At 68.7% G+C, this 26,321-nt stretch carries 21 protein-coding genes, 2 tRNA genes and 1 pseudogene; 5 read left to right on the top strand and 19 right to left on the bottom strand.

Annotated features, from left to right (window positions below; translation table 11 throughout):
* Positions 1-4: 4 nt before the first annotated feature.
* Together OMP44_RS04495 and OMP44_RS04490 are read left to right on the top strand one after the other, a co-directional pair.
* A complete protein-coding gene (locus tag OMP44_RS04495) occupies positions 5-1,102 on the top strand; it encodes an efflux RND transporter periplasmic adaptor subunit (protein ID WP_280306707.1) in 1,098 nt (365 codons plus the stop codon).
* Between the two features lie 3 nt (positions 1,103-1,105).
* Positions 1,106-4,120: an efflux RND transporter permease subunit gene (locus OMP44_RS04490; RefSeq protein ID WP_280306705.1), complete on the top strand. Its 3,015-nt coding sequence runs from the start codon at positions 1,106-1,108 to the stop codon at positions 4,118-4,120.
* A 45-nt stretch (positions 4,121-4,165) separates the two neighbouring features.
* On the opposite strand, the gene OMP44_RS04485 is transcribed toward OMP44_RS04490, so the two are convergent.
* The 9 genes from OMP44_RS04485 to OMP44_RS04445 all read right to left on the bottom strand — a co-directional run bounded on the left by OMP44_RS04485 (position 4,166) and on the right by OMP44_RS04445 (position 15,209).
* Positions 4,166-5,722, bottom strand: a complete 1,557-nt coding sequence (locus tag OMP44_RS04485) for a UxaA family hydrolase (RefSeq protein WP_280306703.1) — start codon at positions 5,720-5,722, stop codon at positions 4,166-4,168.
* Positions 5,723-5,812: 90 nt separating this feature from the next.
* A complete protein-coding gene (gene uxuA / locus OMP44_RS04480) occupies positions 5,813-6,997 on the bottom strand; it encodes a mannonate dehydratase (RefSeq protein ID WP_280306701.1) in 1,185 nt (394 codons plus the stop codon).
* A gap of 1 nt (position 6,998) precedes the next feature.
* The gene (locus OMP44_RS04475) at positions 6,999-8,432 is read right to left on the bottom strand and encodes a mannitol dehydrogenase family protein (protein WP_280306700.1); all 1,434 of its coding nucleotides are present in this window, start codon (positions 8,430-8,432) and stop codon (positions 6,999-7,001) included.
* Positions 8,429-9,706, bottom strand: a complete 1,278-nt coding sequence (locus OMP44_RS04470; RefSeq protein WP_133860844.1) for an MFS transporter — start codon at positions 9,704-9,706, stop codon at positions 8,429-8,431. The genes OMP44_RS04475 and OMP44_RS04470 overlap by 4 nt, the downstream gene beginning before the upstream one ends.
* Positions 9,707-9,776: 70 nt before the next feature.
* A complete protein-coding gene (locus OMP44_RS04465) occupies positions 9,777-10,805 on the bottom strand; it encodes a Zn-dependent oxidoreductase (protein ID WP_280306698.1) in 1,029 nt (342 codons plus the stop codon).
* 14 nt (positions 10,806-10,819) lie between these two features.
* Entirely contained in the window at positions 10,820-12,031 is a 1,212-nt protein-coding gene (gene manD / locus OMP44_RS04460; protein ID WP_187979509.1) for a D-mannonate dehydratase ManD, read from the bottom strand.
* 4 nt (positions 12,032-12,035) lie between these two features.
* Positions 12,036-13,019: a sugar kinase gene (locus tag OMP44_RS04455; RefSeq protein ID WP_280306697.1), complete on the bottom strand. Its 984-nt coding sequence runs from the start codon at positions 13,017-13,019 to the stop codon at positions 12,036-12,038.
* Complete coding sequence (locus OMP44_RS04450) at positions 13,016-13,927, bottom strand: SMP-30/gluconolactonase/LRE family protein (protein ID WP_280306696.1); 912 nt, start codon at positions 13,925-13,927, stop codon at positions 13,016-13,018. The genes OMP44_RS04455 and OMP44_RS04450 overlap by 4 nt, the downstream gene beginning before the upstream one ends.
* A complete protein-coding gene (locus OMP44_RS04445; protein ID WP_273862130.1) occupies positions 13,914-15,209 on the bottom strand; it encodes an MFS transporter in 1,296 nt (431 codons plus the stop codon). The genes OMP44_RS04450 and OMP44_RS04445 overlap by 14 nt, the downstream gene beginning before the upstream one ends.
* 193 nt (positions 15,210-15,402) lie before the next feature.
* Here OMP44_RS04445 and kdgR point away from each other — a divergent pair, with 193 nt between their 5' ends.
* The 3 genes and pseudogenes from kdgR to OMP44_RS24860 all read left to right on the top strand — a co-directional run bounded on the left by kdgR (position 15,403) and on the right by OMP44_RS24860 (position 18,009).
* Complete coding sequence (gene kdgR / locus OMP44_RS04440) at positions 15,403-16,185, top strand: DNA-binding transcriptional regulator KdgR (protein ID WP_133860849.1); 783 nt, start codon at positions 15,403-15,405, stop codon at positions 16,183-16,185.
* A gap of 186 nt (positions 16,186-16,371) precedes the next feature.
* Positions 16,372-17,154 (top strand): annotated as a pseudogene (locus OMP44_RS24865) (MCP four helix bundle domain-containing protein); the annotation flags it as partial.
* Positions 17,146-18,009 carry a methyl-accepting chemotaxis protein gene (locus OMP44_RS24860; protein ID WP_431312626.1) on the top strand — a complete coding sequence of 288 codons (864 nt, stop codon included), beginning with the start codon at positions 17,146-17,148 and terminating at the stop codon, positions 18,007-18,009. The pseudogene OMP44_RS24865 and the gene OMP44_RS24860, both read left to right, overlap by 9 nt.
* 146 nt (positions 18,010-18,155) lie before the next feature.
* On the opposite strand, the gene OMP44_RS04430 is transcribed toward OMP44_RS24860, so the two are convergent.
* The 10 genes from OMP44_RS04430 to OMP44_RS04385 form a co-directional block, all read right to left on the bottom strand.
* A tRNA-Asp gene (locus OMP44_RS04430) sits at positions 18,156-18,232 on the bottom strand.
* Positions 18,233-18,270: 38 nt separating this feature from the next.
* Positions 18,271-18,346, bottom strand: a tRNA-Val gene (locus tag OMP44_RS04425).
* An 80-nt stretch (positions 18,347-18,426) separates the two neighbouring features.
* Complete coding sequence (locus tag OMP44_RS04420) at positions 18,427-19,194, bottom strand: SDR family oxidoreductase (protein ID WP_273862132.1); 768 nt, start codon at positions 19,192-19,194, stop codon at positions 18,427-18,429.
* On the bottom strand, positions 19,191-20,402 hold the full coding sequence (locus OMP44_RS04415) for an O-succinylhomoserine sulfhydrylase (protein ID WP_273862133.1): 1,212 nt from the start codon (positions 20,400-20,402) through the stop codon (positions 19,191-19,193). The genes OMP44_RS04420 and OMP44_RS04415 overlap by 4 nt, the downstream gene beginning before the upstream one ends.
* Before the next feature lie 10 nt (positions 20,403-20,412).
* Positions 20,413-21,921 carry an amidophosphoribosyltransferase gene (purF, locus tag OMP44_RS04410; protein ID WP_133860853.1) on the bottom strand — a complete coding sequence of 503 codons (1,509 nt, stop codon included), beginning with the start codon at positions 21,919-21,921 and terminating at the stop codon, positions 20,413-20,415.
* Between the two features lie 82 nt (positions 21,922-22,003).
* Positions 22,004-22,549, bottom strand: a complete 546-nt coding sequence (locus tag OMP44_RS04405; RefSeq protein ID WP_017641289.1) for a CvpA family protein — start codon at positions 22,547-22,549, stop codon at positions 22,004-22,006.
* Between the two features lie 54 nt (positions 22,550-22,603).
* A complete protein-coding gene (locus OMP44_RS04400) occupies positions 22,604-23,269 on the bottom strand; it encodes an SPOR domain-containing protein (RefSeq protein ID WP_273862135.1) in 666 nt (221 codons plus the stop codon).
* A 3-nt stretch (positions 23,270-23,272) separates the two neighbouring features.
* Positions 23,273-24,565, bottom strand: coding sequence for a bifunctional tetrahydrofolate synthase/dihydrofolate synthase (folC, locus tag OMP44_RS04395; protein WP_280306688.1), 1,293 nt, complete (start codon positions 24,563-24,565; stop codon positions 23,273-23,275).
* A complete protein-coding gene (gene accD / locus OMP44_RS04390; protein WP_133860856.1) occupies positions 24,565-25,434 on the bottom strand; it encodes an acetyl-CoA carboxylase, carboxyltransferase subunit beta in 870 nt (289 codons plus the stop codon). The genes folC and accD overlap by 1 nt, the downstream gene beginning before the upstream one ends.
* Before the next feature lie 211 nt (positions 25,435-25,645).
* The gene (locus OMP44_RS04385) at positions 25,646-26,275 is read right to left on the bottom strand and encodes a phosphoribosylanthranilate isomerase (protein WP_280306686.1); all 630 of its coding nucleotides are present in this window, start codon (positions 26,273-26,275) and stop codon (positions 25,646-25,648) included.
* Positions 26,276-26,321: the final 46 nt, after the last annotated feature.

Raw genomic sequence — 26,321 nt, 5'->3', positions numbered from 1 at the left:
CGCCATGCCCGGCCCGCGCCTGACCTCCGCCCTCACACTCCTCTTGCTGCTCCCCCTGCTGGGCGGCTGCTCACCGGATGAACGCCCCGGTCCGGTGCCCCTGCGCACCGTCAAGCTCGCGCCGGTCGCCCGGCTGACGGCCCAGGCGCCGCTGCTGCCCGGCCTGGTGCGCCAGCCGCGCAGTACGGCGCTGGCCTTCGAGAATGGCGGGCGGGTGCTGCGGGTGGCCGTGGACGTGGGCGCCCAGGTTGCGGCCGGTCAGGTGCTCGCCGAGCAGGATGGCGAGTCGGCGCGTCTGCGCCTCGACCAGGCCAGCGCCCGGGTGCAGGCTGCCCGGGTGGAGCTGGATCAGCGCCGCGCCGGGCAGCGACGGGCACGGCAGCTGTTCGCCGAGGGCAACCTGGCCAAGGCCGAGCTGGAAGGCGCCGATGCCGCCCTGGGCGCAGCCCAGGCGCAGCAACGGGGCGCCGAGGCGGAGCTGGCGCTGGCGCGCCGCGCCCTGGCCCAGACCCGGCTGGTGGCGCCCTTCGCGGGCCAGATCATCCTGCGCGTGCCGGAGCCGCTGCGGCTACTGGGCGCGGGCGAGACCCTGCTCGGATTGCAGGCCGAGGGTGAACGCCAGGTGGTGGTGCAGGTGCCAGCCGCCCTGGCCCAGGGGCTGACACCGGGCGCCCAGGCGAAGGCCTATGCCACGCGCGACGGCGCGCCCCTGGCGCTCCGGCTGATCGGTCTTTCGCCGCGTGCCGAGCAGGGCCTGCTACAGGAAGCGGTCTTCGCCCTTGGCAGCGAGGCGCCGGCCCTGCCCAGCGGCAGTCTGCTGGACGTGCGCCTGCCGCTGCCGGCCCAGGCGCAGCTGGCCGTACCCCTGGGGGCGCTGCTGCCCGGACAGCGCGGCACCGCGGGTCAGGTCTTCGTCTACCAGCCGGAGACCCAGCAGGTGAAGCCGCGCCCGGTCACGGTGGCGGCCCTGCGGCAGGACCAGGCGCTGATCGCCAGCGGTCTCGCCGAGGGCGAGCAGATCGTGGTGGCCGGCGCTGCCTTTCTGCGCGCCGGCGAGCATGTGCTGCCCTATCAGCCCAGCACCGTGCTCACGGGAGAGTAGGCCATGTCCCTGACCGCTTTCGCCCTGCGCCGGGGTCGCCTGGTGCTTTGCATCGCCCTGGCCCTGTTGCTGGGCGGGATCTACGCCTTTCTCGGCTTTCCGTCCCAGGAAGAACCCAGCGTGACCGTGCGCGACGCCCTGGTCAGCGTCGCCCTGCCCGGCCTGCCCAGCGACCGGGTGGAGGAGCTGCTGGCCAAGCCGCTGGAAGACCGGCTGCGCGAATTGCCTGAACTCAAGACCCTGGTGACCACCCTGAGACCCGGGCAGGCCATCATCCAGCTCACCGCCCGGGACGAGATCAAGGATCTGCCGGCGCTCTGGCAGCGCGTCCGCAACAAGGTCGCCGAGGTGGCTCCGGGCCTGCCCGAAGGCACCCAGGGCCCGCGGGTGGACGATGATTTCGGTCGAGTGGCGGTGGCGTCCATCGCCGTGACCGCGCCCGGCTTTTCACCGAGCGAACTGCGCCGCGAGGTGGAAGGCCTGCGCCGCGCCCTCTATGGCCTGCCCGGGGTCGACCGTATCGCCCTCTATGGCCTGCGGGACGAGCGCGTCGTCCTGACCCTGGACGCCACGGCGCTGGCCCGCCTGGGCCTGTCGCCCCAGGCGCTACTGGCGCAATTGCGCACCCGTAACGAACTGGTCAGCGGCGGCAGCCTGCGCGCGGGAGAACGCGTCCTCAGCCTGGCCATCAGCGGCGAACTGGCCGATCCCGCCGCGCTGCGCGCCGTGCCGATCCGGCTGGGTGAAGGCCGCGCCGTGCCCCTGGCCGAGCTGGCCCAGGTGCAGGTCGAGCCCGAGCAGCCAGTACGCAGCGCCGCCTTCTATCGAGGCGAACGCGCCCTGGTGCTGGGCATCGCCATGACCCCGGGCCGCAACGTCGAAGCCTTCGGCGCCGCGCTGCACGACCGGCTGGAGGAGTTGGCGACCACCCTGCCCACCGGCTTCGCCCTGCATCGGGTGACCTTCCAGGCCGAGGTGGTGCACCACGCCATGGCGCGCATGCAGCACGTGCTGATGGAAACCATGGTGATCGTCATGGCCGTGGTCATGCTGTTCCTGGGCTGGCGCCTGGGGCTGATCGTCGGCGCCATCGTCCCGCTCACGGTGCTGGCGACCCTGCTGGTCATACGCGCCCTGGGCATCGAATTGCAGACGGTGTCCATCGCCGCGCTGATCCTGGCCCTGGGGCTGCTGGTGGACAACGGCATCGTCATCGCCGAGGACATCGAACGGCGCCTGCGCGCGGGCGAAGAGCGCCGCGCCGCCTGCGCAGCCGCCGGCCGGACCCTGGCCATCCCGCTGCTGACCTCCTCGCTGGTGATCATCCTGGCCTTCTCGCCCTTCTTTCTCGGCCAGACCAGCACCAATGAATACCTGAGGTCCCTGGCCGTGGTGCTGGCGCTGACCCTGCTGGGCTCCTGGGCGCTGAGCCTGACGGTGACACCGCTGCTCTGCCTGCGCCTGGTGCCGGACCCCAGCCATAGCGGTAGCAGCACCGACAGCGCCCTGCACCGCGGCTATCGCCGCCTGCTGGAGGTCCTGCTGCGGCATCGGCTGGCCTATCTGCTGGCCATGCTCGGGCTGCTGGCCCTGGCCACCCTCAAGGTGCTCAGCCTGCCATACGACTTCCTGCCGCCCTCGGATCGCAACCAGTTCCAGATCCCCCTGCAGCTGGAACCGGGCACCTCGGCCCAGCGCACCCTGGAACTCATGCAGGGCTTCAGCCGCTGGCTGGGCGAGGATGCCGATATCGTCGAGAGCATCGGCTACGTCGCCGAGGGCGGACCACGCATCGTGCTGGGCCTGAATCCGCCGCTGCCCGGTCCCGATGTCGCCTATTTCACCGTCACCACCCGCCCGGACGCCGATCTCGCCCAAGTCATGGCCCGGGTCGGCGAGCAGCTGACCCGGGCCTATCCCGAGGTGCGCGCCCAACCCAAGCGCTTTTCCCTGGGCACCACCGAAAGCGGCCTGGCGGTCTATCGCCTGAGCGGTCCGGACGAGACGGTCCTGCGTCAGCTGGGTGCCAACCTCGCCGACCTGCTCGCCGCCGTCCCCGGGACCCGCGACATCCAGGACGACTGGGGTCCGCGCCTGCTGCGCTACCAGGTCGAGGTCGACCCGGCCCGGGCCCGCGCCGCCGGACTCGACCGGCGCGACCTGGCCCAGGCGCTGCAACTGGCCGGCGACGGCCTGAGCGGCGCCCAGCTGCGCGACGGCCAGTATCCGGTCGAGATCGCGGCGCGCAGCACGCCCCGCGGTAGGGATCCGAGCACCCTGCTGGTCTATCCCCAGGGCGGCGCCACGCCGCTACCGCTGGCGGCGGTGGCCCGGATCGAGCTGGCCAGCGAGGCCGGGGTCAAGGTCAGGCGCAACCTGCAGCGCACCCTCACGCTCAGCGCGCGCAATCCCGGCATGACCGCCGCCACCCTGGTCGCCACCCTCGCGCCCCAGTTGCCCACCCTGCAGCTGCCGCCCGGTTACCGCCTGGAGCTGGGCGGCGAGAGCGAAGATTCCGCCGCCGCCAACGACGCCCTGCTGCGCTATCTGCCGCTGGCCGCCGTGGCCATGCTGTTGCTGTTCCTCTGGCAATTCGATTCCTGGCGCAAGGTGCTGATCATCGTCGCCAGCATCCCCTTCATCCTCATCGGCGTGGCCCTGGCGCTGTGGCTGAGCGGCCATCCCTTCGGCTTCATGGCCACCTTCGGCCTGCTGTCCCTGGCCGGCATCATCGTCAACAACGCGGTCTTGCTGCTCGAACGCATAGAAGCCGAAAGGCAGGCCGGCAAGCCCCTCGTCCCGGCGCTGCTCGACGCCGCCGGCGAGCGCCTGCGGCCGATCATCATGACCAAGCTCACCTGCGTCCTCGGCCTCATCCCGCTGATGCTCTTTGCCGGTCCGCTGTGGACCGGCATGGCCATCAGCATGATCGGCGGCCTGGCGCTGGGCACCCTGGTGACCCTGGGGCTGATCCCGGTGCTCTACGCCCTGCTGTATGGCCGGCGCCAGGACAGCTGAACGAGGCACCGGCGGCGAGGCTGTCCCCCTCCCGCAAGCTCGGGCTCAGGTGGTGGCGCCCAGTTGCCAGGGGACGAATTCGTTCTGCCCGTAGCCGTGCAACTCGCTGCGGCTACGCTCCCCCGACGCCAGTGCCAGCAACCGTTCGAAGATGAAGGCGCCGCGCTCTTCCAGGGTGGTGCTGCCGTCGACCAGGCCGCCGCAATCCACGTCCATGTCGTCGCGCTGGCTTTCCCAGAGGCGGGTGTTGGTGGCGATCTTCAGCGACGGCGTCGGCGCACAGCCATAGGCCGAACCCCGGCCGGTGGTGAAGGCGATGAGGTTGGCCCCTCCCGCCACCTGGCCGGTGGCCGAGACAGGGTCGTAGCCGGGGGTGTCCATGAACACCAGGCCCGGGCTGCGCACCGGCTCGGCGTAGCCATAGACCGCCATGAGATCGGTGGAGCCGGCCTTGATCACCGCGCCGAGGGATTTTTCCAGGATGGTGGTCAGGCCACCCGCCTTGTTGCCCGCCGAGGGGTTGTTGTCCAGGCTGGCGCCGAAGCGGGCGCAATAGTCTTCCCACCAGCGGATGCGCTCCACCAGGCGTTCGCCCACCGCCGGGCTGGCGGCGCGCCGGGTGAGCAGGTGTTCGGCGCCGTAGATCTCCGGGGTTTCCGAGAGGATGGCGGTGCCCCCGGCGGCCACTAGCATATCCACCGCCCGGCCCAGCGCCGGGTTGGCGCTGATGCCGGAATAGCCGTCCGAGCCACCGCACTGCAGGCCGAGGATCAGATGGCGGGCACTGACCGGTTCGCGCGCCACCGCATTGGCCGCGGGCAGCAAGGCTTCCACGGCGGCGATGCCCCGGGCCACGGTGGCGGTGGTGCCGCCGCTGTCCTGGATATTGAGGGTGCGCAATCCCGCGTGCTCGCTGAGGCCCTGATCGGCCAGCAGCGTGGGGATCTGGTTGGCTTCGCAACCCAGGCCGATGAACAGCACCGCGGCGAAGTTGGGATGGGACGCATAGCCGCCCAGGGTCCGGCGCAGCACCGCCATGCCCTCGCCCTGGGTATCGATGCCACAGCCGACACCATGGGTCAGGGCGACCACGCCGTCGACGTTGGCATAGGGCCCCAGCGCCGCGGGATGGACGTCGCGGCGGAAATGGTCGGCCACCGCCCGGGCCACCGTGGCCGAGCAATTCACCGAGGTGAGGATGCCGATGTAATTGCGGGTCGCCACCCGGCCATCCGGGCGGACGATGCCGAGAAAGCTGCGCTCGATGGGCGCTGGTGCGCCGCGGGCCTCGATCCCGAAGGCGTGCTCGCGGGTGAAGTCGCCCATGGCCAGGTTGTGCACGTGCACATGGCTGCCGGCGGCGATGGCCTCGCGGGCGAAGCCGATGATCTGGCCATAGCGGCGTACCGGCGCGCCTGCGGCGATGGCGCGCACGGCGACCTTGTGCCCGGCCGGCACCGGCTCGCGGACCTGCACGCCCTCCTCCGGCAAGTCGAGGCCCGGCACCAGCGCCTGGCGGGCGATCAGTACATCGTCTTGCGGATGCAGGCGCAGGGTGGCGCGGGCAGCGGCCGCGGCGCCGCTGCGGGTGATCAATTCCATAGGGGTCTCCACGTCAGCATTCGAGGTTGGCCTTGACCGCGCCGGTGGCGGGGTCCGGCACGAGGTATATCCGAGAGACGCCGATCCGCATCAGTCATGCGCCTCTTCCAGCCGCCGCACGGCCTGTTCCACGCCGCGCAATTCCGCCAGGCCCTTGAGCCGGCCGATCAGCGAATAGCCGGGGTTGGTCCGTCGCCCCTGGTCGTCCAGCAGCTGGTGGCCGTGGTCCGGACGCATGGGCAGCCGCGCCCCGCCTGCGCGTTCACGGCGACGCTCCTCGCGTACCAGTTCGCGGATCACCCCGACCATGTCCACGTCGCCGTCCAGGTGATGGGCCTCGTGGAAACTGCGCGGATCCGCTTCGCGCCGGGTCGCCCGCAGGTGGACGAAGTGAATGCGCGGCGCGAATTGGCGGGCCATGGCCACCAGGTCGTTGTCGGCGCGCACGCCATAGGAGCCGGTACAGAAGGTCAGCCCGTTGGCCGGGCTCGGTACCGCGTCCAGCAGCCACTGGGCGTCGGCGGCGGTGGAGACCACCCGTGGCAGCCCCAGCAGCGGGCGCGGCGGATCGTCCGGGTGCACCCCCAGACGAATGCCCACCTCTTCCGCCACCGGCACCACGGCCTGGAGAAAGACCGCCAGGTGCTCGCGCAGCCGCGCGGTGTCGATGCCGGCATAGGTGGCCAGCAGGGTGCGCAGGTCGGCGACCGAGTAGCCCTCCTCGGCGCCCGGCAGACCGGCGATGAGGGTACGCACCAGCTCCTCGCGCCCGGCGTCGTCGAGCCCGGCGTGATAGCGGCGCGCGCGTTCGATCTCCTCGGCGGCGTACTCGGCCTCGGCGCCCTCCCGCTGCAGGATGCAGAGATCGAAGGCGGCGAAAGCATCCTGATCGAATCTCAGCGCCCAGCCGCCGTCGGGCAGTCGATGGGCCAACTGGGTGCGGGTCCAGTCCAGCACCGGCATGAAGTTGTAGCAGACCACGTCGATACCGCACTGGGCGAGGTTGCGCAGGCTCTGTCGATAGTTGTCCAGATAGCGCTCGCGCCCCCCCAGGCCGCGCTTGATGTCTTCGTGGACCGGGATGCTTTCCACCACCGACCAGGTCAGTCCCGCCGCCTCGATCAGCGCCTTGCGCTCGGCGATGGCCGCCAGCGGCCAGACCTCGCCATTGGGAATCTCGTGCAGCGCCGTGACGATGCCGGTGGCCCCGGTCTGGCGGATGTCGGCGAGGGAGATGGGATCGCGCGGGCCGAACCAGCGCCAGGTGTGTTCCATGTCAGACTCCTTGTTCGGTGAGATCGGCAATGGCCGCGGCGATACCCGCCGTGGCGATGCGCGCGTGGGCCCGTCGCACCGCGTCGCAAAAGACGGGTTGCGCGACCAGGGCCGGTGGAAAGACCTCGGCCAGCGCCAGCACGGCGTCCACCCGCGCCGCGCCAGCAGGCAAGGCGGCCAGGGTGGCGCGCAGGGGATCGTCCAGCGCCTCGCCCTCGCCTTCACCATAGTGAATCCAGGCCGCCACGCCGAGCGCGGTGCAGGCCAGCTCGCCGCCTTGCTCCAAAAGCCGCTGGGCACCCAGCAGCCAGCGCTGGGGCAGCTTCTGCGAGCCGTCCATGGCGATCTGCCGCAGGCGGTGCTGAAGGGCGTCGTTACGGAAGCGCGCGACCAGCGCCGCGGCGTAGGCCTGCAGGTCCACGCCCTCCGGCATGTCCAGGGTCGGCGCCGCCTCGCGACTCATGTAGCGGTGCACCAGCGCCGCCAGGCGTTCGTCGGCCATGGCCTCGGCCACAGTGCCGTGACCGGCCAGGCTACCGACATAGGCCAGCAGCGTATGACTGCCATTGAGCAGGCGCAGCTTCATGGTCTCGAAGGGGCGGACGTCCGCCACCATCTGCACCCCTTCCCGTTCCCAGTCCGGGCGCCCTTGCGGAAAGCGGTCCTCGACCACCCACTGGCTGAAGGCCTCGCCCACCACGGCGGCCGTGTCATCGCAGCCGAGGTCGCGCAGCCGCGCGAAGGCCGCCTCGTCCATGGCCGGGACGATGCGATCGACCATGCTGCAGGGAAAGGCCACGGTAGAGGCTATCCAGGCTGCCAACCCAGCGTCCTGGGCCTCGGCGAGGGACACCACCGCCTGGCGGGTCCGCTGACCGTTGTCCGGCATGTTGTCGCAGCAGAGCACGGTGAAGGGCGCGATGCCGGCCGCGCGGCGCCGGCGCAGGCCTTCCACCAGCAGCCCCGGCGCGGTGCGCGGCGCCCGCGGTTCGGCCAGGTCATGGACGATGCCGGGATCGTCGCGGCGCAAGGCGCCGCTGGCCGGACTCAGGCAATAGCCCTTTTCCGTCACCGTCAGGGTGACGATGCGCACCCCGGGATCGGCCAGCCGCGCCAGCAGGGCCTCGCGCCCGGCCCCACCGTCGCCGGCGTAGAGCACCTCGCGCAGGGCACCGATCTCGCGCAGCACCCCTTCGCGCCGGTTGCGGTATTCGGCCACGTGATAGCGGCCCTGCTGGGCGTTCAGGGTCTCCACCAGCGCCCGCCCCGATCTCAGGTTGGCGCTGCACAGGCCCCAGGCGCCGCCGCCGTGGCGGGCCAGATTGCGCTCCAGGTAGACCGCCTGGTGGGCGCGATGGAAGGCGCCCAGCCCCAGGTGGACGATGCCGATGGCCGGCGCCGGATAGCGCGAGGGAATGCGTTGGAAATCGCTCATCGGACGCCTCCGGTAGCCAGCGTGGCGGGTGCCTCCGCCGGCCGCTCGGCCAGCGGCTTGACGAAGCGCGCCACGCACAGCGAACCGATCACGGTCAGGGTGCCGGCGAGCAGGAAGGCACTGGTGAAGGCGCCAGTGAATTGCACCAGATAGCCGGTCACCGCCGGGCCGATGATGCCCGAGGTGTTGGCCAGGAAGTGCATGAAACCGCTCACCCCACCCACCCGCGCTGCCGGCACCGTGTCCTGGATGATCGCCCAGTAGATGGCGCCGGTCAGATAGAGGAAGAATACCGAGAGCGCCACCAGGGCCACCGCGGCATAGAGGGTGCTGACCAGGCCGGCCACGCCGATGCACAGGGCGCAGGCCAGCAGGCAGGTCACCAGCACCACCTTGCGCGAAAACATCAGGCGACCGGTCTTGCGGAACACCCAGTCGGACAGATAGCCGCCCACCGCCAGGCCGATGAAGCCCAGCACCCAGGGAATCACCGTGGCGATGCTCATGTCCTTCACATTGAGGCCGTAGGCCTGGATCAGGTAGCTGGGGAACCAGGTCAGGAAGAAGAACAGGGTGTAGTTGTAGGCGAAAAACGCCAGGGCGGTGAACAGTACCGTGGGCTGGCGCAGGTAGTACTTGAGCGGTCGCACCTCGGTATCCACCACGGCCACGGCGCGCTCCTCGGCGGCGATGTCGGCGGCCAGCTGGCCGGTGGGCTTGTCCTTGATCCAGAGGTACCAGGCCACCGCCCAGACGAAGCCGATCAGCATGATGACGACGAAGGACACCTTCCAGCCGTAGGTCACCGCGATCACCCCGACGATGGGGCCGGAGATGGCGCCGCCCAGGGGCGTGCCCGACATCGACAGGCCCAGGGTGCGACCCCGGTTGTGGGGCGCGTACCAGTTGTTGACCATCTTGCTGGTGGAGACGCTCAGGGGCCCCTCCGCCATGCCGAACAACACCCGGATCACGATCAGCGCGGCGAAGCCCGAGGCCAGCACCGTCAGGCCGCTGAACGCCGACCAGAGCACCATGGCCAGCAGCAGCGTGGTCTTGGCGCCATAGCGGTCGGCGGCCCAGCCGCCGATGAAGTTGAACGCCGCATAGCCGACGAAGAAGGCGCTGAACAGCAGCCCCATCTCCCCGGCGCCCAGCCCGAAGTCCTTCTGGATCAGGGGCGCTGCCACCGACAGCGCCGAGCGATCCAGATAGTTGACGACCCCCGCCAGGAACAGCATGACGAGTACCAGTCCACGACCTTGTCCAGCCATTTGTTACCTCCCGCTCATTGTCTTTATTCGGTAAGGCATCGAAGCGACGCCCCTTGCGGAGCGCGCATTGTCAGGCGTTGCCACCCCACTGCACCAGCACCTTGCGTGTCTGCTCGGGATGCCTTTCGATCAGCTCGATGGCACCCGGCATCTCCTGGCTGGCCACCTGGTGGCTGATCAGCGCCGCGGCATCCAGCTTGCCCGCCGCCAGCAGCTCGATGACCCGCGGAAAGCGGCCATTGTTGAGCCGCGAACCCACCAGGGTCAGTTCCTTCTTGATGATCTCCAGCTGCACCAGCTCGCTGGGCGTGGCGCTGAAGCCCAGCAGGCCGATCCGCCCGGCCGGCGACGCCAGCCGGACGATCTCCGGCAGCAAGGCCGGATGGCAGGCGGCGTCGACGATCAGCGGCACGCCCTCGCCGCCGGTGGCCTCGCGCAGCGCCGCCTCGACGTTGGTCTCGCGGCCATTGAGGGTGCGGGTCGCGCCCAGGGTCCGGGCGGTGGCCAGGCGATCGTCCAGCACATCGGTCACGGTGATATCGGCGATGCCCAGCGCCCTGGCCATCTGCACCAGGGTCAGGCCGATCACGCCGGCGCCGTAGATGAGCAGGGAATCCCCGGGCAGGAACTGCATCCGCTCCAGCACATTGAGGGCGATGCTGTAGGGCTCGACCAGCGCGGCCTGGGCCAGCGGCAAACCGGGCGGCAGGCGATGGGCATTGGCCGCGGGCACGCAGACCTCTTCACTGAAGCCGCCATCGCGGTGCACCCCCAGCACCTGCAGGCGACTGCAGACATTGGGCCGACCGATGCGGCACGGATAGCAGCTGCCGCAGGCGATCACCGGATCGACGCAGACCGGATCGCCCACCGCCAGGCCGCTCACGCCCGCGCCCAGCTCGCGCACCACGCCGGCGAATTCGTGGCCGGTGACGCGGGGAAAGCGCACGAAGGCGTTCTGCCCATGGATGATGTGCATGTCCGAGCCGCAGATGCCGGCATAGGCCACCCCGACGCGGACCTCGCCGGGTGCCAGCGTGGGTACCGCGACCTCTTCGATGCTGAATTCGTGGGGTGCTCTGACCTGAAAGGCTTTCATCCGGGATTCCTCGCTCACCAGTGCCACAGGGTGCCATCCACCAGCCGGTTCACCGGCAGGCTGGCGCGTTGGTACGGATAACGGGCGGCGAGGTCTTCATCGATGTCCACGCCGTGGCCGGGCACCTCGCCCGGGGTGAAATGGCCGTCCGCGAAGCGATAGGCATGGGGAAAGACCTCCTCGATGCGCGCCTCGTGGGGCATGTGCTCCTGGATGCCGAAGTTGGGCACCCAGGTGTCGAAGTGCAGCGCCGCGCCCATGCACACCGGCGACAGGTCGGTGGCGCCATGGAAGCCGGTGCGCACCTGGTAGAGCGCCGCGAGGTCGGCGATGCGCCTCATGTGGGTGATGCCGCCGGCATGCACCAGGGTGGCGCGGATATAGTCGATCAACTGCTCCTGGATCAGCTCGCGGCAGTCGTGGATGGAGTTGAACACCTCGCCCACCGCCAGCGGCGTGGTGGTGTGCTGGCGAATCAGGCGGAAGGCCTCCTGATTTTCCGCCGGGGTGCAGTCCTCCAGCCAGAACAGGTTGTATTCCTCGACCCTCTTGCCCAGCCGCCCCGCCTCGATGGGCGTCAGCCGGTGGTGCACGTCGTGCAGCAGGTGCAGGTCGTCGCCGAAGCGCTCACGCACCGCGGCGAACAGTTTGGGTACGTGATTGAGGTACTTGGCGGTGTCCCAGACGTGCTCGGCCGGCAGATCGCTGTCGGCCGGCTCGTATCGCTCGCCTTCGCGCTTGGCCACGCCATAGGTGGTGGGAATGCCCGGCACGCCGCACTGCACTCGCACCGCGCGATAGCCCTGCTCCACATGGCGGGCGACCTCGTCCAGGCAGCTCTCGATGTCCTTGCCGGTGGCATGGCCATAGACCATCACCCGCTCGCGACTCTTGCCGCCGAGCAACTGGTACAGCGGCATACCAGCGGCCTTGGCCTTGAGGTCCCAGAGCGCCACGTCCACCGCGGCGATGGCGGTCATGGTGACCGGTCCGCGGCGCCAGTAGGCGCCCCGGTAGAGGTACTGCCAGATGTCTTCGATGCGATGGGCATCGCGACCGATCAGCGCTGGCAGCACGTGCTCTTCCAGATAGGCCACCACCGCCAGCTCGCGGCCATTGAGGGTGGCGTCGCCGAGGCCATAAAGGCCTTCGTCGGTGACGATCTTGAGGGTGACCAGGTTACGACCGGGACAGGTGACGATGACGCGGGCTTCGGTGATCTTCATGGCTTCAGGCCTGGGCAGTGAGAGCGGGAATCAGGGGCGGCAGCGCCGGCATGGCCGCGCGCGGAATGAGCGCCCCGGGATGCTGGATGACCGTGGCCGCCAGGCGATGCCCCCAGGCGGCGGCCGCCTCGGGGGCCCCGCCCTGGAGGCGGCAGGCCAGGTAGGCGGCGCTGAAGGAATCCCCGGCGGCGGTGGTGTCCACCACCCGGGCCACGGCTTCGCCGGCCACCTCCTGGCGCCCCTGGCGATGCTGCAGCAGGCAGCTGCGCGCACCGCGCTTGAGCGCCACCTCGGCCACGCCCCATTCGGCGTACTGGGCGAACAGCGCCGCCTCGTCGGCGAAGCCGAACAGCGCGGCGTCGTCTTCCCAGGTCACCAGCGCCACATCGGTGAGGTGCAACAGCCGGCGATAGGCCGTGCGCGCCGCCTGCAGGTTCGGCCACAGCCGCGGCCGGTAGTTGTTGTCGAAGACGATGCGGGTGCCGGCGGCGCGCGCCTGGCGTAGCGCCTCCAGCAGCCGCTCGCGGCCGGTGTCGGTCAACACCGCGAGGCTGATGCCGCTGAGATAGAGCACCTGGTACTCCGCCAGGGCCGCCAGCAGCGGCTGGGCCTCGGCGCCGTCGAAACATTCCCGCGCCGCCGCCTCGCCGCGCCAATAGAGAAAGCGCCGCTCGCCGTCGGCATCGGTCTGGATCAGATAGAGGCCTGGCAGGCGTCCGGGCAGCACCCGCACCCGCGCGTCACTCAGCCCCTCCTCGCGCCAGCGGGCGCGCATGGCCTGGCTCAGGCTGTCGTCGCCCACCGCGGTGAGGTAATCGACCTGCACCGGGTCATCCCCGAGCAGCCGTCGCAGATAAACGGCGGCATTGAGGGTGTCACCGCCAAAGGCCTGGCCCAGCTGGCCATCCCCCTGACTGCGCAACTCGACCATGCATTCGCCGATGAGGCCGATGCGGGTCAGCGGGGACGAAACGAGGGGTAGCGTCATGCAGACTCCTGGAGGTGCTCTGGAACCCGCACGCGGCAGGCGGACACCGCCAGGCCGGTCACGCCGGGATCGAGGCTAAAGAGACGTCCGGCCAGGGGTTGCGCCTGGCGGGCGGACTCATCGAGGCCCACCCGGGCGGTGGTGATCAGCAGCTGCTCCAGGCGCTCGCCGTAGAAGGCGCAGGAGGTCACCCGCGCCACCGGCAGCTCCACCCAGGCGAGCAATTCGCCTTCGGCGCTCCAGCGACTCAGGCGGTAGCCGTCCCAGTGGGCAATCCACAGCGCCCCCTCGCTGTCCACGGCCAGGCCATCGGGCACGCCGGGCTGCTCGCCGAAGTCGATGAGGGTGCGCCCGCGGCCGAGCGCGCCGCTGGCGAGATCGAAATCGAAGGCCTGTACCCGGCGGGTGGGCGAATCTATGTAGTAGAAGGTGCGGTTGTCCGGACTCCAGCCCAGGCCGTTGGACACGGTGATGCCGTCGAGCATCGGCTGCAGCTGGCCATCCAGGTCCAGGCGATACAGCCGGCCGCCGCCGGGTGCCTCGTCGAGCAGCGTGGTACCCAGCCAGAAACGGCCGAGCGCATCGCACTTGCCGTCATTGAAGCGGTGCTGCGCTCCATGGACCGCCTGGGGCGGCTGTGCGATCGGCACCGGCTGGGAGGCACCGGCGGCCAGGCGCCAGACGCCATCGCTCAGGGCCAGCCAGGTGGAGCCGTCGACATGGGGCACGGCGCAACCCAGCGGTCGGCCGAAGCCCAGTATGTCGACCGGGGCCGCCGGCTGGGGCGCCGCGCGCAACAGCCGCCCGGCGAGGATATCCACCCACAGCAGCCGCTGCTGCCGGGCATCCCAGACCGGGCCCTCACCCAGTTCATCCCTATGGTCGAACAGGCACTCAGGTGGCGCCATGGCGGGTCTCCTCCACGAAGCGCAGCGGTATCAGCGCCAGCAGGCAGCTCAGGGCGAGCATGGCGTAGCTCCAATGCCAGCCGAAATGCTCGATCACGTAACCGGCCACCGGCCCCACCAGAAAGCCCGCCAGGCCCAGCCCCACGCCGATGAGCAGCCCCAGGCCGCTGCCGGCCGCGCGCGGCGAGGAATCCACCGCCAGCGAATAGAGCACCACATAGGGCGAATTGCGAAACAGGCCCCAGGCCAGCAGCAGGGTCCAGGCCATGGCGCGGCTGTCGATGAACATGCACAGGGCGACGCAGACCGAGAAGCCGATGGTCAGGATGCCCAGGGCGAACTTGCGGCCACGGTGATCGCTCAGCGTCCCCCAGAAGATCTGTCCCGCCCAGCCCACCAGTCCCGAGGCGCCCGAGATCACCGCGGCCTCGGCCAGGCTCAGCCCCAGCTGGCTGGTGAGCTGGTAGGTCAGAAAGGTGGCCACGCCCATTTCGGTCCAGAGAAACAGGAAGTTCATCACCAGGCAGAGGCGCACGTTGCGCTCGGCGAAGGCCTGGCGCAGGTTGGTCAGCGGATTGCGCGAGACGGGCGCGGCGGTGTCGACCGGAACGGTCAGCCCCTCCTCGCGGATCCAGGCATAGACCTGCTCCTCGTTGCGCCGGCGGCCCAGGTAGAGTTGCAGCAGGATGATCGGCAGGCCGATCAGCGGGATCCAGAGAAAGGTGGCGCGCCAGTCGCCATTGGCCAGGATCAGCCCCATCAGGACCGGACCGACGAATTGCCCCAGCGGCATGCCGGTGTGGTGGACGCCGAGGGCGAAGCCGCGATTTTCCTTTTGCCAGAATTCACTGGCCACGGCGATGTTGACCGGCTCCATGGCGCCGGTGCCCAGGCCCATGGTGAATCTCAACACCTGCAGGGCGCCCAGCGAACGCGCATAGACGGTGGCGAAGGCCGAGCCTATGGTCAGGGCGCAGGCCCCCACCCAGCTCCAGGCACGGCGGTGGCCGGTGCCGACGCTGTCGGCCAGCACCCCCACCACCAGGGCGCCGATCAGGGTACCGACGAAACTCAGCGAACTGAGCCAGCCACCCTGGGCGGCGTCCAGTCCGAATTCCTGCATGATCGCCGGCAACACGGTAGGCAGCAGCTGGCGATCCACCGAGATCATCAGCATCGCCAGGGTGGTAATGCCCAGCATTTGCCAGGACACCGGATGGGCACGGGGCAACCAGCCGGGGGTACGAGCGGCAGGCGCCAGAGCGCCCGGGACTTTGGTCATGGATTTCATCGTCGCAGGTTCCGTTGTTGTTTTTGTTCGCACCCCCGGCGACCGCCAGCGGTGGAAAGAGACCCTTACGCGCGAAATACTTTGGAACGTTGTTCCATTCGCTGGAAGACAGTGTTGCTGGCCTTTCCTGCGTTCGTCAATCAGAATGGAACAGTGTTCCGGCAATCAGGCGACCGGCGGTTAGATGGAAAAGAATCAGATTCTCGGCAACGACATGGTCAGCGCCGTCGGGCGTACCCTGGCGGTGCTCGAAGCCCTCGGCGAGCGCGAGGACGACTGCGGCGTCTCGGAGCTGGCGCAGCAGCTGGACCTGTCGAAGAGCACCGTCCACCGCTTCCTGCAGACGCTCAAGGCCCTGGGCTATGTGGTCCAGGACGCCGAAGACCGCTACCGGCTGAGCGTCAAACTGTTCGAACTGGGAGCCCGCGCCCTGCCCCAGCTGGAGCTGGTCCGCGAGGCCGAGCCGGGCATGCGCCTGCTCAACGACCTCACCGGCGAGACCGTCCACCTGGGCATCTTCGACGAGGGCGCCATCGTCTATGTGCACAAGCTCGACTCGCGCTACACCCTGCGCATGTATTCACGCATCGGTCGGCGGGCGCCGTTGTATTGCACCGGGATCGGCAAGGTGCTGATGGCCTGGCGAGCGGAAGCCGAGGTACGCCAGATCCTCGCCCAGGAAACCTTTGTCCGCCGCACGCCCAACACCCTCGACAGCCTGGCCGCCTATCTGACGGAGCTGGCGCGGGTTCGTGAGCTGGGTTTTGCCGAAGACCACGAGGAATTCGAGGCCAACATGAGGTGCCTGGCGGCGCCGATCCGCGACCGCTTCGGCCAGGTCGTGGCCGGCCTGAGCGTGTCCTTTCCCTGCTTCCGCTTCCGTGAAGACCTCAAGGCCGAGTACGTCGAGCAGATGCTCGCTACCACGGCGCGCATCTCGGCGCAGATGGGTGCCCCGGCCCGCTAGCGCCGCCAGGGATCGCCGCGCCTGAAGCGACAGCTGCCTCGCAGCGCCCGGCCCTGTTCAGGGCGCACCGCCATCGTCAGACCAGTGGTCCGATGGGCGGCTCAGCCTTAAGCCGCCGCTAAGCCACCCGCTATAGCGTGTGATGCACATCACAACTCCAGCCCGGTGTTCCCTCGGGCCTCCTTCATGGTGACTGTCATGATGATGCGCACACTCAAGGTGGGTCGTCGGTCGGCCTTGGCCTTCTCGATTATCGTAGCAATCGTCATCGCGCTTGGGGCCATCGCCCTGATCCAGATGCGGCAACTCAGGCAGTCGGAAATCGAGGTGGAGACGGACTGGATGCCCAGCGTGCGCCAGGCCGGGCAGATGACCGCGGCGCTGCTCCGGTTGCGCCTCGAAAGCCTGAGAAGCCTGGGTACGCAGGATTCGGGGCGCAGGTCGGAAATGGCCACGGCACTGGTCGAGCTGCGCAGCCGCTTCGCCAAGGAAATCGCGGACTATGCGCCGCTGGTGTCCAGCGACGCGGAACAGCAGCTCTACCAGGCCGTACAGAACGGCGCCGCGGGCTACCTGAGCCTGCTGGACAGCTTCGCGACCCTCTATCGCAGCGGTGACCTGGCGGGCGCCACCGCCTTGGCCGATGGCAACATGCGGATCGCCGCCGACCAGGTACAGGCGCAGATCGAAAGCCTGGCCGCGCTGAACGACCGTGGTGCGGTCGCGTCGGGCATCGCGGCGGGCCGGATCTACGACCACGGCCTGGCCTGGGTCGTCGGCCTGATCCTCGCCACCCTGCTGGCCACCGTCGCCCTCGCCCTCCTGCTGACGCGCAGCATCACCGTGCCCATCGGCGAAGCCCTGCGCATCGCCCAGCGGATCGCCAACAAGGATCTCGCCGAAGATATCCAGGTGGCGGGCAGCGACGAGGCCGCCGGCCTGCTGACCGCCCTGGCCGGCATGCAGGCCAACCTGCGCGCGACCGTGGCCCATCTGGCGGACAGCTCCAGTCAACTGGCCGCCGCCGCCGAAGAGATGACCGCGGTGATCGACGATGGCAATCGCGGCCTGCTCAGGCAAAACGACGAGATCGGCCAGGTCGCCACGGCGGTGACGGAGATGAGCGCCGCGGTGGACGAGGTGGCACGCCATGCGGAGGAAAGCGCCGGCGCCTCGCAACGGGGCAGCGCCCTTACCCAGGCCGGCCTGGAGCACGTGGCCGCGACCCTGACCGCCATCGAACGACTGGCCACCCAGGTCGATCAGAGCAGCGGTCAGATCCGGACGCTGTCGGGTCGCGCCCAGGAAATCAGCAACGTCGTCGACGTCATCCGCGCCATTGCCGAGCAGACCAATCTGCTGGCGCTCAACGCCGCCATCGAGGCCGCCCGCGCCGGTGATCAGGGCCGCGGCTTCGCCGTGGTCGCGGATGAAGTCCGCGCCCTCGCCCATCGCACCCAGCAGTCGACGCGGGAGATCGAAGCCATGATCGGCACCATCCAGTACGATTCGACGGACGCGGTGAAGGCCATGCAGCAGAGCAGCCAGACCGCCGAGCAATCCCTCGCCGTTGCGCGGGAAGCCAATGGTGCCCTGCGGGCCATCGCCGGCGCCATGGGCGGCATCGATGAGCGCACGGCGCTGATCGCCACGGCCGCCGAAGAACAGGCGCTGGTGGCCAAGGACATCGACCGTGGCCTGATCAGCATCAAGGACCTGTCCGACCAGACCGCGGCAGGTGCCAGCCAGACCTCCAGCGCCAGCAACGAGGTGTCGCGCCTGGCGGCCGGTCTCCGGCAGGTGGTAGCGGAATTCGTGATCTGAACGGAGCCACCGGCTGGCGCTGGCGGCCAGAGCGGCGCCAGCCCGCGAACGATCGACCGGCCTTTTCTTCAGGCACAAAAAAAGCTGCCCTGGGGCAGCTTCTCTTGCGTCGTTCGGGCAGTTCAGAGGACCCGGAACAACTTGTATGGCGCGGCGGACGGGACTCGAACCCGCGACCCCCGGCGTGACAGGCCGGTATTCTAACCGACTGAACTACCGCCGCGCATTGCGTGTACCTTGCGGAACACTTCCCGAAGAGTTTGGTGGCTGATGACGGGATCGAACCGCCGACCCCCTGCGTGTGATGCAGGTGCTCTCCCAGCTGAGCTAATCAGCCATCCCCTTCGGGTGACGCGCATTCTCCTCGTAGCTCCTTGATCCGTCAAGGAATTTTCCAATTATATTTTCTACGAGGCGCTATTCCCGGTAGATCATCTTGCGGGTCATGCCGCCGTCCAGGGTGATGGCCTCGCCGCTGATGAAACCGGCGTTGCCGCTCAGCAGCCAGGCCACGCAGGCCGCGACGTCTTCCACCGTCCCTACCCGCCCGACCGGATGCTGCTCGTGGTCGGCAGCGGACAGCGGCTCGGCCTCGCGGACATGGGCATCGCGCGCATCGATCCAGCCCGGAGAGAGCGCATTCACCCGCACTTCCGGACCCAGGCTGATGGCCAGGGCGTGGGTCAGGGCCAGCAGCCCGCCCTTGCTCGCGGCGTAGGCCTCGCCATGGGGCTCGGACTGCTGGGCACGGGTCGAGGCGATGTTGACGATGGCGCCCTGCTGCTCGCGCAGATAGGGTGCGCAATGCTTGGCCAGCAGCATGGGGCCGTCCAGATTCACCCCGAGCACCCTGCGCCATTCGGCCAGTGCCAGGCTTTCCAGCGGCTGGCCCTGGGCAGTGGCGAGACCGGCATTGTTGACCAGGGCATCCAGCCGCCCGAACTGGCCGATCACCTGGGCGACGGCGGACTCCACCTGACTCTCGTCAGCCACGTCCAGGGCGACGAACAAGGCGCGTTCGCCAAGGGCGGCGGCCACCTTGGCGCCGCGCTCCTGCTCGATGTCGGCCACCACTACCCGCCAGCCTTCGGCTACCAGCCAGGCGGCGATGCCCAGCCCGATCCCACGCGCCGCGCCGGTGACCAGGGCGACGCGCAATTCCACCGGCGCGAACGTCAGACTCATAGGGCCGCCAGTCCGCGGGCCAGGTCCTGGCGCAGATCACCCAGGTCTTCGAGACCCACGGCGATACGGATCAGGCTGTCGCGGATCCCGGCGTTGGCACGCTCGGCCGGCGACAGCCGCCCGTGCGAGGTCGTCGCCGGGTGGGCGATGGTGGTCTTGGTATCACCCAGGTTGGTGGTGATGGAGATCATCCGGGTGGCATCGATGAAGCGCCAGGCGGCGTCACGTCCACCGGCGACCTCGAAGCTCACCACGGCGCCGAAGGCGCTCTGCTGGCGGCACGCCAGCCCATGCTGCGGATGGCTTTCCAGGCCGGCGTAGTGGACCCGCTCGACGCCGGGCTGGCCTTCCAGCCAGCGCGCCAGCACCAGTGCGGTCTGGCTGTGCGCCTGCATGCGGATCTTCAGCGTCTCCAGGCCCTTCAGGAACAGCCAGGCATTGAAGGGGCTCAGGGTCGGACCGGCGGTACGCAGGAAACCCACCACTTCCTTCATCTGCTCGGCACGGCCGGCGACCACGCCACCCATGCCCCGGCCCTGACCATCGATGTACTTGGTCGCCGAATGGATGACGATATCGGCACCCAGCGCCAGCGGCTTCTGCAGCGCCGGGGTGCAGAAGCAGTTGTCGACCGCCAGCAGCGCACCCTGGGCATGGGCGATCTCGGCCAGGGCGGCGATGTCCACCAGCTCGGCCAGGGGATTGGACGGCGACTCGACGAAGAACAGCCGGGTATTGGGCTTGCAGGCCGCCTGCCAGGCGTCCAGATCGGCCAGCGGCGGATAGTCCACCTCGATGCCGAAACGCTTGAAGTACTTCTCGAACAGGCTGATGGTCGAGCCGAACACGCTGCGCGAGACCAGCACGTGGTCGCCGGCGCTGCACAGGCTCATGACCATGGCCAGGATGGCGGACATGCCCGAGGCGGTGGCCACCGCCTGCTCGGCCCCTTCGAGGGCCGCGATGCGGGTCTCGAAGGTACGCACCGTGGGATTGGTGTAGCGCGAATAGACGTTGCCCGGCACCTCGCCGGCGAAGCGCGCCGCGGCATCCGCGGCGGTCCGGAACACGTAGCTGCTGGTCAGGAACAGGGCTTCGCCATGCTCGCCTTCCGGCGAGCGCTGCTGCCCTGCCCGCACCGCCAAGGTCTCGAAGGCCGCGCCCTCGAGATCACTGTCCAGGCGTCCGGCATCCCAGTCTTGGCTCATGTGCAGCTCCTTAGTCGTTGTAGAGATCGATGATGGCGCTGACGGCCTTGTGCTTGACCTTGGCCGCGTCGTTGCGCGCCTGCTCGATCCGATTCAGATAGGCGGCATCGACGTCGCCGGTGATGTACTCGCCATCGAACACCGCGCAGTCGAACTGCTCGACCTTGGGTGCCTTGCGGGTGCGCACGGCTTCCTGCAGGTCATGCAGGTCCTGGTAGATCAGCCAGTCGGCGCCGATCAGCTCGCCGACTTCCTCGGTGGTGCGGCCGTGGGCGATCAGCTCGTGCACGCTGGGCATGTCGATGCCGTAGACGTTGGGGAAGCGCACCGCCGGAGCCGCCGAGCAGAAATAGACCTTCTTGGCGCCGGCTTCGCGGGCCATCTGGATGATCTGCTTGCAGGTGGTGCCGCGGACGATGGAGTCGTCCACCAGCATCACGTTCTTACCGCGGAATTCCAGTTCGATGGCGTTGAGCTTCTGGCGTACCGACTTCTTGCGCGCGGCCTGGCCGGGCATGATGAAGGTCCGGCCGATGTAGCGATTCTTGACGAAGCCCTCGCGAAACTTGACGCCCAGGTGGTTGGCGAGCTCCAGGGCCGCGGTGCGGCTGGTGTCCGGGATCGGGATGACCACGTCGATGTCGTGCTCGGGCCGCTCGCGCTGGATCTTCTCGGCGAGCTTCTCGCCCATGCGCAGGCGGGCCTTGTAGACCGAGATGCCATCGATGATGGAATCCGGACGGGCCAGGTAGACGTGCTCGAAGATGCAGGGCGCGTACTGCGGATTCTGCGCGCACTGGCGGGTATAGAGCCGTCCGTCTTCGGTGATGTACACCGCTTCGCCCGGTTCCAGGTCGCGGATCAGGGTGAAGCCGAGCACGTCGAGGGCGACGCTCTCGGAGGCGATCATGTATTCCACACCGTATTCGGTGTGACGCTGACCGAAGACGATGGGCCGGATGGCATTGGGGTCGCGGAAGCCGACGATGCCGTAGCCCGTCACCATGGCCACCACGGCATAGCCGCCACGGCAGCGCTCATGGACCTCGGAGACCGCGGCGAAGACGTCGTCCTCGGTCGGCTGCAGCTTGTTGCGCACCGCCAGCTCGTGGGCGAAGACGTTGAGCAGCACCTCGGAATCCGAATTGGTGTTGACGTGGCGCAGATCGGATTCGTAGATCTCGCGGGACAGCTGCTCGACGTTGGTCAGGTTGCCGTTGTGCGCGAGGGTGATGCCATAGGGCGAGTTGACATAGAACGGCTGCGCCTCGGCGGAGCTGGAGCTGCCGGCCGTGGGGTAGCGCACATGGCCGATGCCCATGCGGCCGACCAGGTGCTGCATGTGACGCTGCTGGAAGACGTCGCGGACCAGGCCGTTGTCTTTGCGCAGGAAGAGTTTACCGTCCAGGCTGGTGACGATACCGGCGGCATCCTGACCGCGATGTTGAAGGACGGTGAGCGCGTCGTATAACGACTGGTTGACGTTCGTCTTGCCCACGATACCTACGATGCCACACATGCGACGCGACCCCACTGTTTCAAGTGATGCGACGGCGAACCATCGCAGGATGACCCCGGCAGTGCGAGGCCTGGAAAACCGTTCAAGGAGCCTTGGGCCCCAGCTGTGGCAACAGTTGCAGACTGGGCATGGGCGTCGCGCCCAGCCATTGGCCGGCAAAGCCCAACAGCAGATTCTTCGACCAATCGGCCACCAGGAGAAAATGTGGAACCAGCACCGACTGCTGCCACCAGCCGTCCTGCTGGACCGGCCCCAGGCTCAGCAGCCCCACCGCCACGGTGATCAGCAACGCACCGCGAGCGGCGCCAAAGGCCATTCCGAGAAAGCGATCGGTGCCCGACAAGCCGGTGACGCGGATCAATTCGCCAAGCAAGAAGCTCACCAGGGCGCCGACGAGCAGTGTCAGCACGAAGAGAATGACACAGGCGGCGATCACCCGTCCGGACGGCACCTGAATATAGTCCACCAGGTAATTGGACAGGGCCCCACCGAAGACCCAGGCCACGCCACCGGCCACGATCCAGGTCGCCAGTGACAACGCTTCCTTGACGAAGCCGCGCCTGAGACTGATCAGGCAGGAAACGATGACAACGGCGACGATCGCCCAGTCCACCCAGGTGAAGCCCACGGCAAGGTCCACTTACAAAAAGGCCCTGCATTCTAGCAGAGCCTTGTGACCGGGTTAACCGCGCTCCGGCTGAAAGCGGACGACGAAGCCCTTGACGCCATTCTGCTTGTTGAGCTGGTCGCGCAGGCGATCCGCCTCGCTGCGCTCTATCACCGGCCCGACGAAGACCCGGTTCATGCCGTCGGCGGTCCGTACATAGGCGTTGTAGCCCTGGCTGCGCAGCTTGGCCTGCAGGGCATCGGCGCTGGGCCGCGACGACAGGCTGGCGAGCTGGACCGACCAGCTGTTGGGCAGATTGGCCGCGCCCAGGCGCGAATCCGGCTTGGCCGCGGGTGCCGGGGCCGCCGCAGGTGCCGCCGGAGGACTGGCGACGGGTGCGCTGGCGGCGGGCGCCTTGGCGACCGGCGCGGCAGGCTGGGATGGCGCCGGCGCGGGGTTCGCCGGCGCATTCTGCGTCGGCGCCTGGCCGGAGGTGCCGGCGATCGGCGTCTGCGGCTTGCCGAGCGGCTTGGCCGGCTCGTCCGGCACCACCACCACCGGCGGCGCCTCGGGTGTCTGCACCGGCTGCACCTCGGTACTGGGCACCGTGGGTGCGGCCGGCTGGCCCGGCGCCTCGACCGCCACCTTGCGGGCATCGTCCTGGCGATTGAAGAGCATGGGGACGAAGATGATGATCAGCGCCAGCAGCACCAGCGCGCCGATGACTCTTTGCTTGAGCATGGGTTATGCCTCCGCGGATTCGGATGGGGAAGAGAGCTGCGCGAGGACCTCGGCGACACTGTAGAAGGAGCCGAACACCACCACCTCGTCGTCAGCCGCACTGGCGGCCAGTTGCGCCTCGAAGGCGGCCAGCAGCGAGGCATGGGCCTCGGCGCGCGCACCGCGCGCCGCCAGGAGAGCGGCCACCTCGCCACCGTCGCGACTGCGCGGGGTCGGCAGACTCGCCACTGCCCAGCTGGCGAACAGACTTTCCAGGGGCGCCAGGATGCCGTCCAGGTCCTTGTCGGCCAGGACGCCGAACACCGCGCGCCGTACGCCGGCGACCGGCTTCATCGCCAGGCGGCGGGCCAGGTATTCGGCGGCATGGGGATTATGGGCCACGTCCAGCAGGACGCTGCGCCTCTGCCCTGCCCGCTCGACCTGGCGCCGATCGAGCCGACCGGTCATGCGCGTGGCCTGGAGCGCCGCCGCGATCTGCTGCGGCAGCCAGGGTTGTTCGAGTAACGCGTAGGCCTGCAAGGCCAGGGCGGCATTTTCCATGGGCAGATCGAGTAGCGGCAGGCCTGGCAGCGCCAGGTCATTGCCCTGGGCATCACGCCCACGCCAGAACCAGCCGGCACTCTCGATGCGCAGATCGAAGGCTTCGCCGCGCAGCAGCAAGGGCGCGCCCAGGCGCTCGGCGGCGTCGATCAGCGGCGCGGGGGGATCCAGATCGCCACAGAGGGCCGGCTTGCCGGCGCGGAAGATTCCGGCCTTTTCCACGGCGACGCTGTCGCGGGTATCGCCCAGCCATTCTGCGTGATCCAGGCCGATGCTGGTGACCAGCGCCAGATCGGCATCGATCAGGTTGACCGCATCCAGGCGTCCGCCCAGACCGACCTCGAGGACGGCGACATCCAGCCGGGCACGCTCGAACAGCCAGAAGGCGGCCAGGGTACCCACTTCGAAATAGGTCAGGCTGATCTCGCCGCGGGCGACTTCCACCGCGGCGAAGGCGGTGCAGAGATCGCTATCGCTGGCGAGGGTGCCGTCCACGTCGACGCGCTCGTTGTAGCGCACCAGGTGCGGCGACGCATAGACGCCGACCCGCTGCCCGCTGGCGCGCAGCAGGCTGGCGAGAAAGGCGCAGGTGGAGCCCTTGCCGTTGGTGCCGGTCACGGTCACCACCCGCGGCGCCGGCCGGGTCAGGCCCAGCCGCTGCGCGACCTCGCGCACCCGGTCCAGGCCCATGTCGATCGCCGACGGATGCAGCTGCTCGAGATAGGCCAGCCATTGCGCGAGGCTGCGCGAAGCCATCAGGCCGCCGGGACCGGCTGGTGCTGGAAGGTCGCCAGCAGGCGCGCCAGGCGATCACGCAATTCCTTGCGCGAGACGATGAGGTCGACGGCGCCGTGATCCAGCAGGAACTCGCTGCGCTGGAAGCCTTCCGGCAGCTTTTCACGCACGGTCTGCTCGATCACGCGCGGACCGGCGAAGCCGATCAGCGCCTTGGGCTCGGCGACGATGACGTCGCCCAGCATCGCCAGACTGGCGGAGACGCCACCATAGACCGGATCGGTCAGCACCGAGATGAAGGGAATGCCCTCTTCGCGCAGACGCGCCAGCACCGCGGAGGTCTTGGCCATCTGCATCAGGGAGATCAGGGCTTCCTGCATCCGCGCACCGCCCGAGGCGGAGAAGCAGATCAACGGGCAGCGCTCTTCCAGGGCCACGTTGGCCGCGCGGACGAAACGCTCGCCGACCACGGCACCCATGGAGCCGCCCATGAAGGAAAATTCGAAGGCGCAGACCGCTACCGGCATGCCCTTGAGGGTGCCGCGCATGGAAATCAGCGCGTCTTTTTCGCCGGTTTCCTTTTGCGCCGCGGTGAAACGGTCCTTGTACTTCTTGCTGTCGCGGAATTTCAGGCGATCCACCGGCTCCAGCTCGGTACCCAGCTCTTCACGACCCTCGGCGTCGAGGAAGATGTCCAGGCGGCGTCGCGCGTTGATGCGCATGTGGTGACCGCACTTGAGGCACACGTCCAGATTCTTTTCCAGCTCCGGACGGTAGAGGACCGCTTCGCAGGCCGGACACTTGTGCCAAAGACCTTCCGGCACCGAACTGCGCTTCACCTCGGACCGCATGATGGAAGGAATCAGTTTGTCGACCAGCCAATTGCTCATGCATCTCTCTCCACTTGCATGGGCTCCCAGCGTGGCCTGGGCCACGCCTTCCTTGAGCATCTGTAATAGGTTCGGCAGCGCCCGCTGTATCCCGGGCCGCTACCCTCTTGTCGCATGCCGGCTCCCGGGGAGCCGGACGTCAGACCCACCCGGGGCGGGTCTGCTTGAATATGTCGCAGGTGTGGACGGCAACCACCCGACGAGGGTCACATCAGGCGATGGGCGCACCCCTCACGGCCGCCACGAATCGGGCGATCTCGGCGGCATCCTTGATGCCCTTGGCCTGCTCCACGCCGCCACTCACGTCCACCCCAAAGGGCCGGGACGCGGCGATGGCCGTGGCGACGTTATCCGCGTCCAGCCCACCCGCCACGATCAGTGGCAGCGACAGGTCCTGCGGCACCCGAGTCCAGTCGAAGGCCTGGCCGGTGCCCCCGGGCACGCCGGCGACATAGGTGTCGAGCAACAGCCCGCGGGCACCGGCATAGTCCCGGGCAACGGCGGCGAGGTCGATCTCCTCGCGCATGCGCAGGGCCTTGATGTAGGGACGGCGATAACGGGCGCACTGCGCCGGCGACTCGTCGCCATGGAATTGCAGGAGGTCCAGGGGCACGGCGTCGAGCGTCTCCTCGATCTCGCAGGGCGAGGCATCGACGAACAGCCCGACACTGGTCACGAAGGGCGGTAGGGCCGCCACGATCTGGCGGGCCTGGGCAGCGCTGACCGCCCGCGGGCTGCGCGCATAGAACACCAGGCCGATGGCATCGGCGCCGGCAGACGCCGCGGCCAGTGCATCCTCGACCCGGGTGATCCCGCAGATCTTCACTCGAACGTTAGCCAAACCGGAATGACCTCGTTCCAAATCGATGAATGTTAGCAGACCACCC

The organism is Pseudomonas flavocrustae (assembly GCF_029872515.1).
Classification (GTDB): domain Bacteria; phylum Pseudomonadota; class Gammaproteobacteria; order Pseudomonadales; family Pseudomonadaceae; genus Chryseomonas; species Chryseomonas aestiva.
This window is presented reverse-complemented; position numbering and strand designations above follow the sequence as displayed.

Excerpts from the sequence above, each read along its gene's own strand:
- manD (WP_187979509.1), bottom strand. The coding sequence starts at position 12,031 with ATGAAGATCACCGAAGCCCGCGTCATCGTCACCTGTCCCGGTCGTAAC.
- uxuA (WP_280306701.1), bottom strand. The coding sequence starts at position 6,997 with ATGGAACACACCTGGCGCTGGTTCGGCCCGCGCGATCCCATCTCCCTC.
- OMP44_RS04495 (WP_280306707.1), top strand. The coding sequence starts at position 5 with ATGCCCGGCCCGCGCCTGACCTCCGCCCTCACACTCCTCTTGCTGCTC.
- folC (WP_280306688.1), bottom strand. The coding sequence starts at position 24,565 with ATGGCTTCGCGCAGCCTCGCGCAATGGCTGGCCTATCTCGAGCAGCTG.
- OMP44_RS04465 (WP_280306698.1), bottom strand. The coding sequence starts at position 10,805 with ATGAAAGCCTTTCAGGTCAGAGCACCCCACGAATTCAGCATCGAAGAG.
- kdgR (WP_133860849.1), top strand. The coding sequence starts at position 15,403 with ATGGAAAAGAATCAGATTCTCGGCAACGACATGGTCAGCGCCGTCGGG.
- OMP44_RS04470 (WP_133860844.1), bottom strand. The coding sequence starts at position 9,706 with ATGGCTGGACAAGGTCGTGGACTGGTACTCGTCATGCTGTTCCTGGCG.
- OMP44_RS04400 (WP_273862135.1), bottom strand. The coding sequence starts at position 23,269 with ATGCTCAAGCAAAGAGTCATCGGCGCGCTGGTGCTGCTGGCGCTGATC.
- accD (WP_133860856.1), bottom strand. The coding sequence starts at position 25,434 with ATGAGCAATTGGCTGGTCGACAAACTGATTCCTTCCATCATGCGGTCC.
- OMP44_RS04490 (WP_280306705.1), top strand. The coding sequence starts at position 1,106 with ATGTCCCTGACCGCTTTCGCCCTGCGCCGGGGTCGCCTGGTGCTTTGC.
- OMP44_RS04415 (WP_273862133.1), bottom strand. The coding sequence starts at position 20,402 with ATGAGCCAAGACTGGGATGCCGGACGCCTGGACAGTGATCTCGAGGGC.
- OMP44_RS04485 (WP_280306703.1), bottom strand. The coding sequence starts at position 5,722 with ATGGAATTGATCACCCGCAGCGGCGCCGCGGCCGCTGCCCGCGCCACC.
- purF (WP_133860853.1), bottom strand. The coding sequence starts at position 21,921 with ATGTGTGGCATCGTAGGTATCGTGGGCAAGACGAACGTCAACCAGTCG.
- OMP44_RS04420 (WP_273862132.1), bottom strand. The coding sequence starts at position 19,194 with ATGAGTCTGACGTTCGCGCCGGTGGAATTGCGCGTCGCCCTGGTCACC.
- OMP44_RS04450 (WP_280306696.1), bottom strand. The coding sequence starts at position 13,927 with ATGGCGCCACCTGAGTGCCTGTTCGACCATAGGGATGAACTGGGTGAG.
- OMP44_RS04475 (WP_280306700.1), bottom strand. The coding sequence starts at position 8,432 with ATGAGCGATTTCCAACGCATTCCCTCGCGCTATCCGGCGCCGGCCATC.
- OMP44_RS04445 (WP_273862130.1), bottom strand. The coding sequence starts at position 15,209 with ATGACCAAAGTCCCGGGCGCTCTGGCGCCTGCCGCTCGTACCCCCGGC.
- OMP44_RS24860 (WP_431312626.1), top strand. The coding sequence starts at position 17,146 with ATGCAGGCCAACCTGCGCGCGACCGTGGCCCATCTGGCGGACAGCTCC.
- OMP44_RS04455 (WP_280306697.1), bottom strand. The coding sequence starts at position 13,019 with ATGACGCTACCCCTCGTTTCGTCCCCGCTGACCCGCATCGGCCTCATC.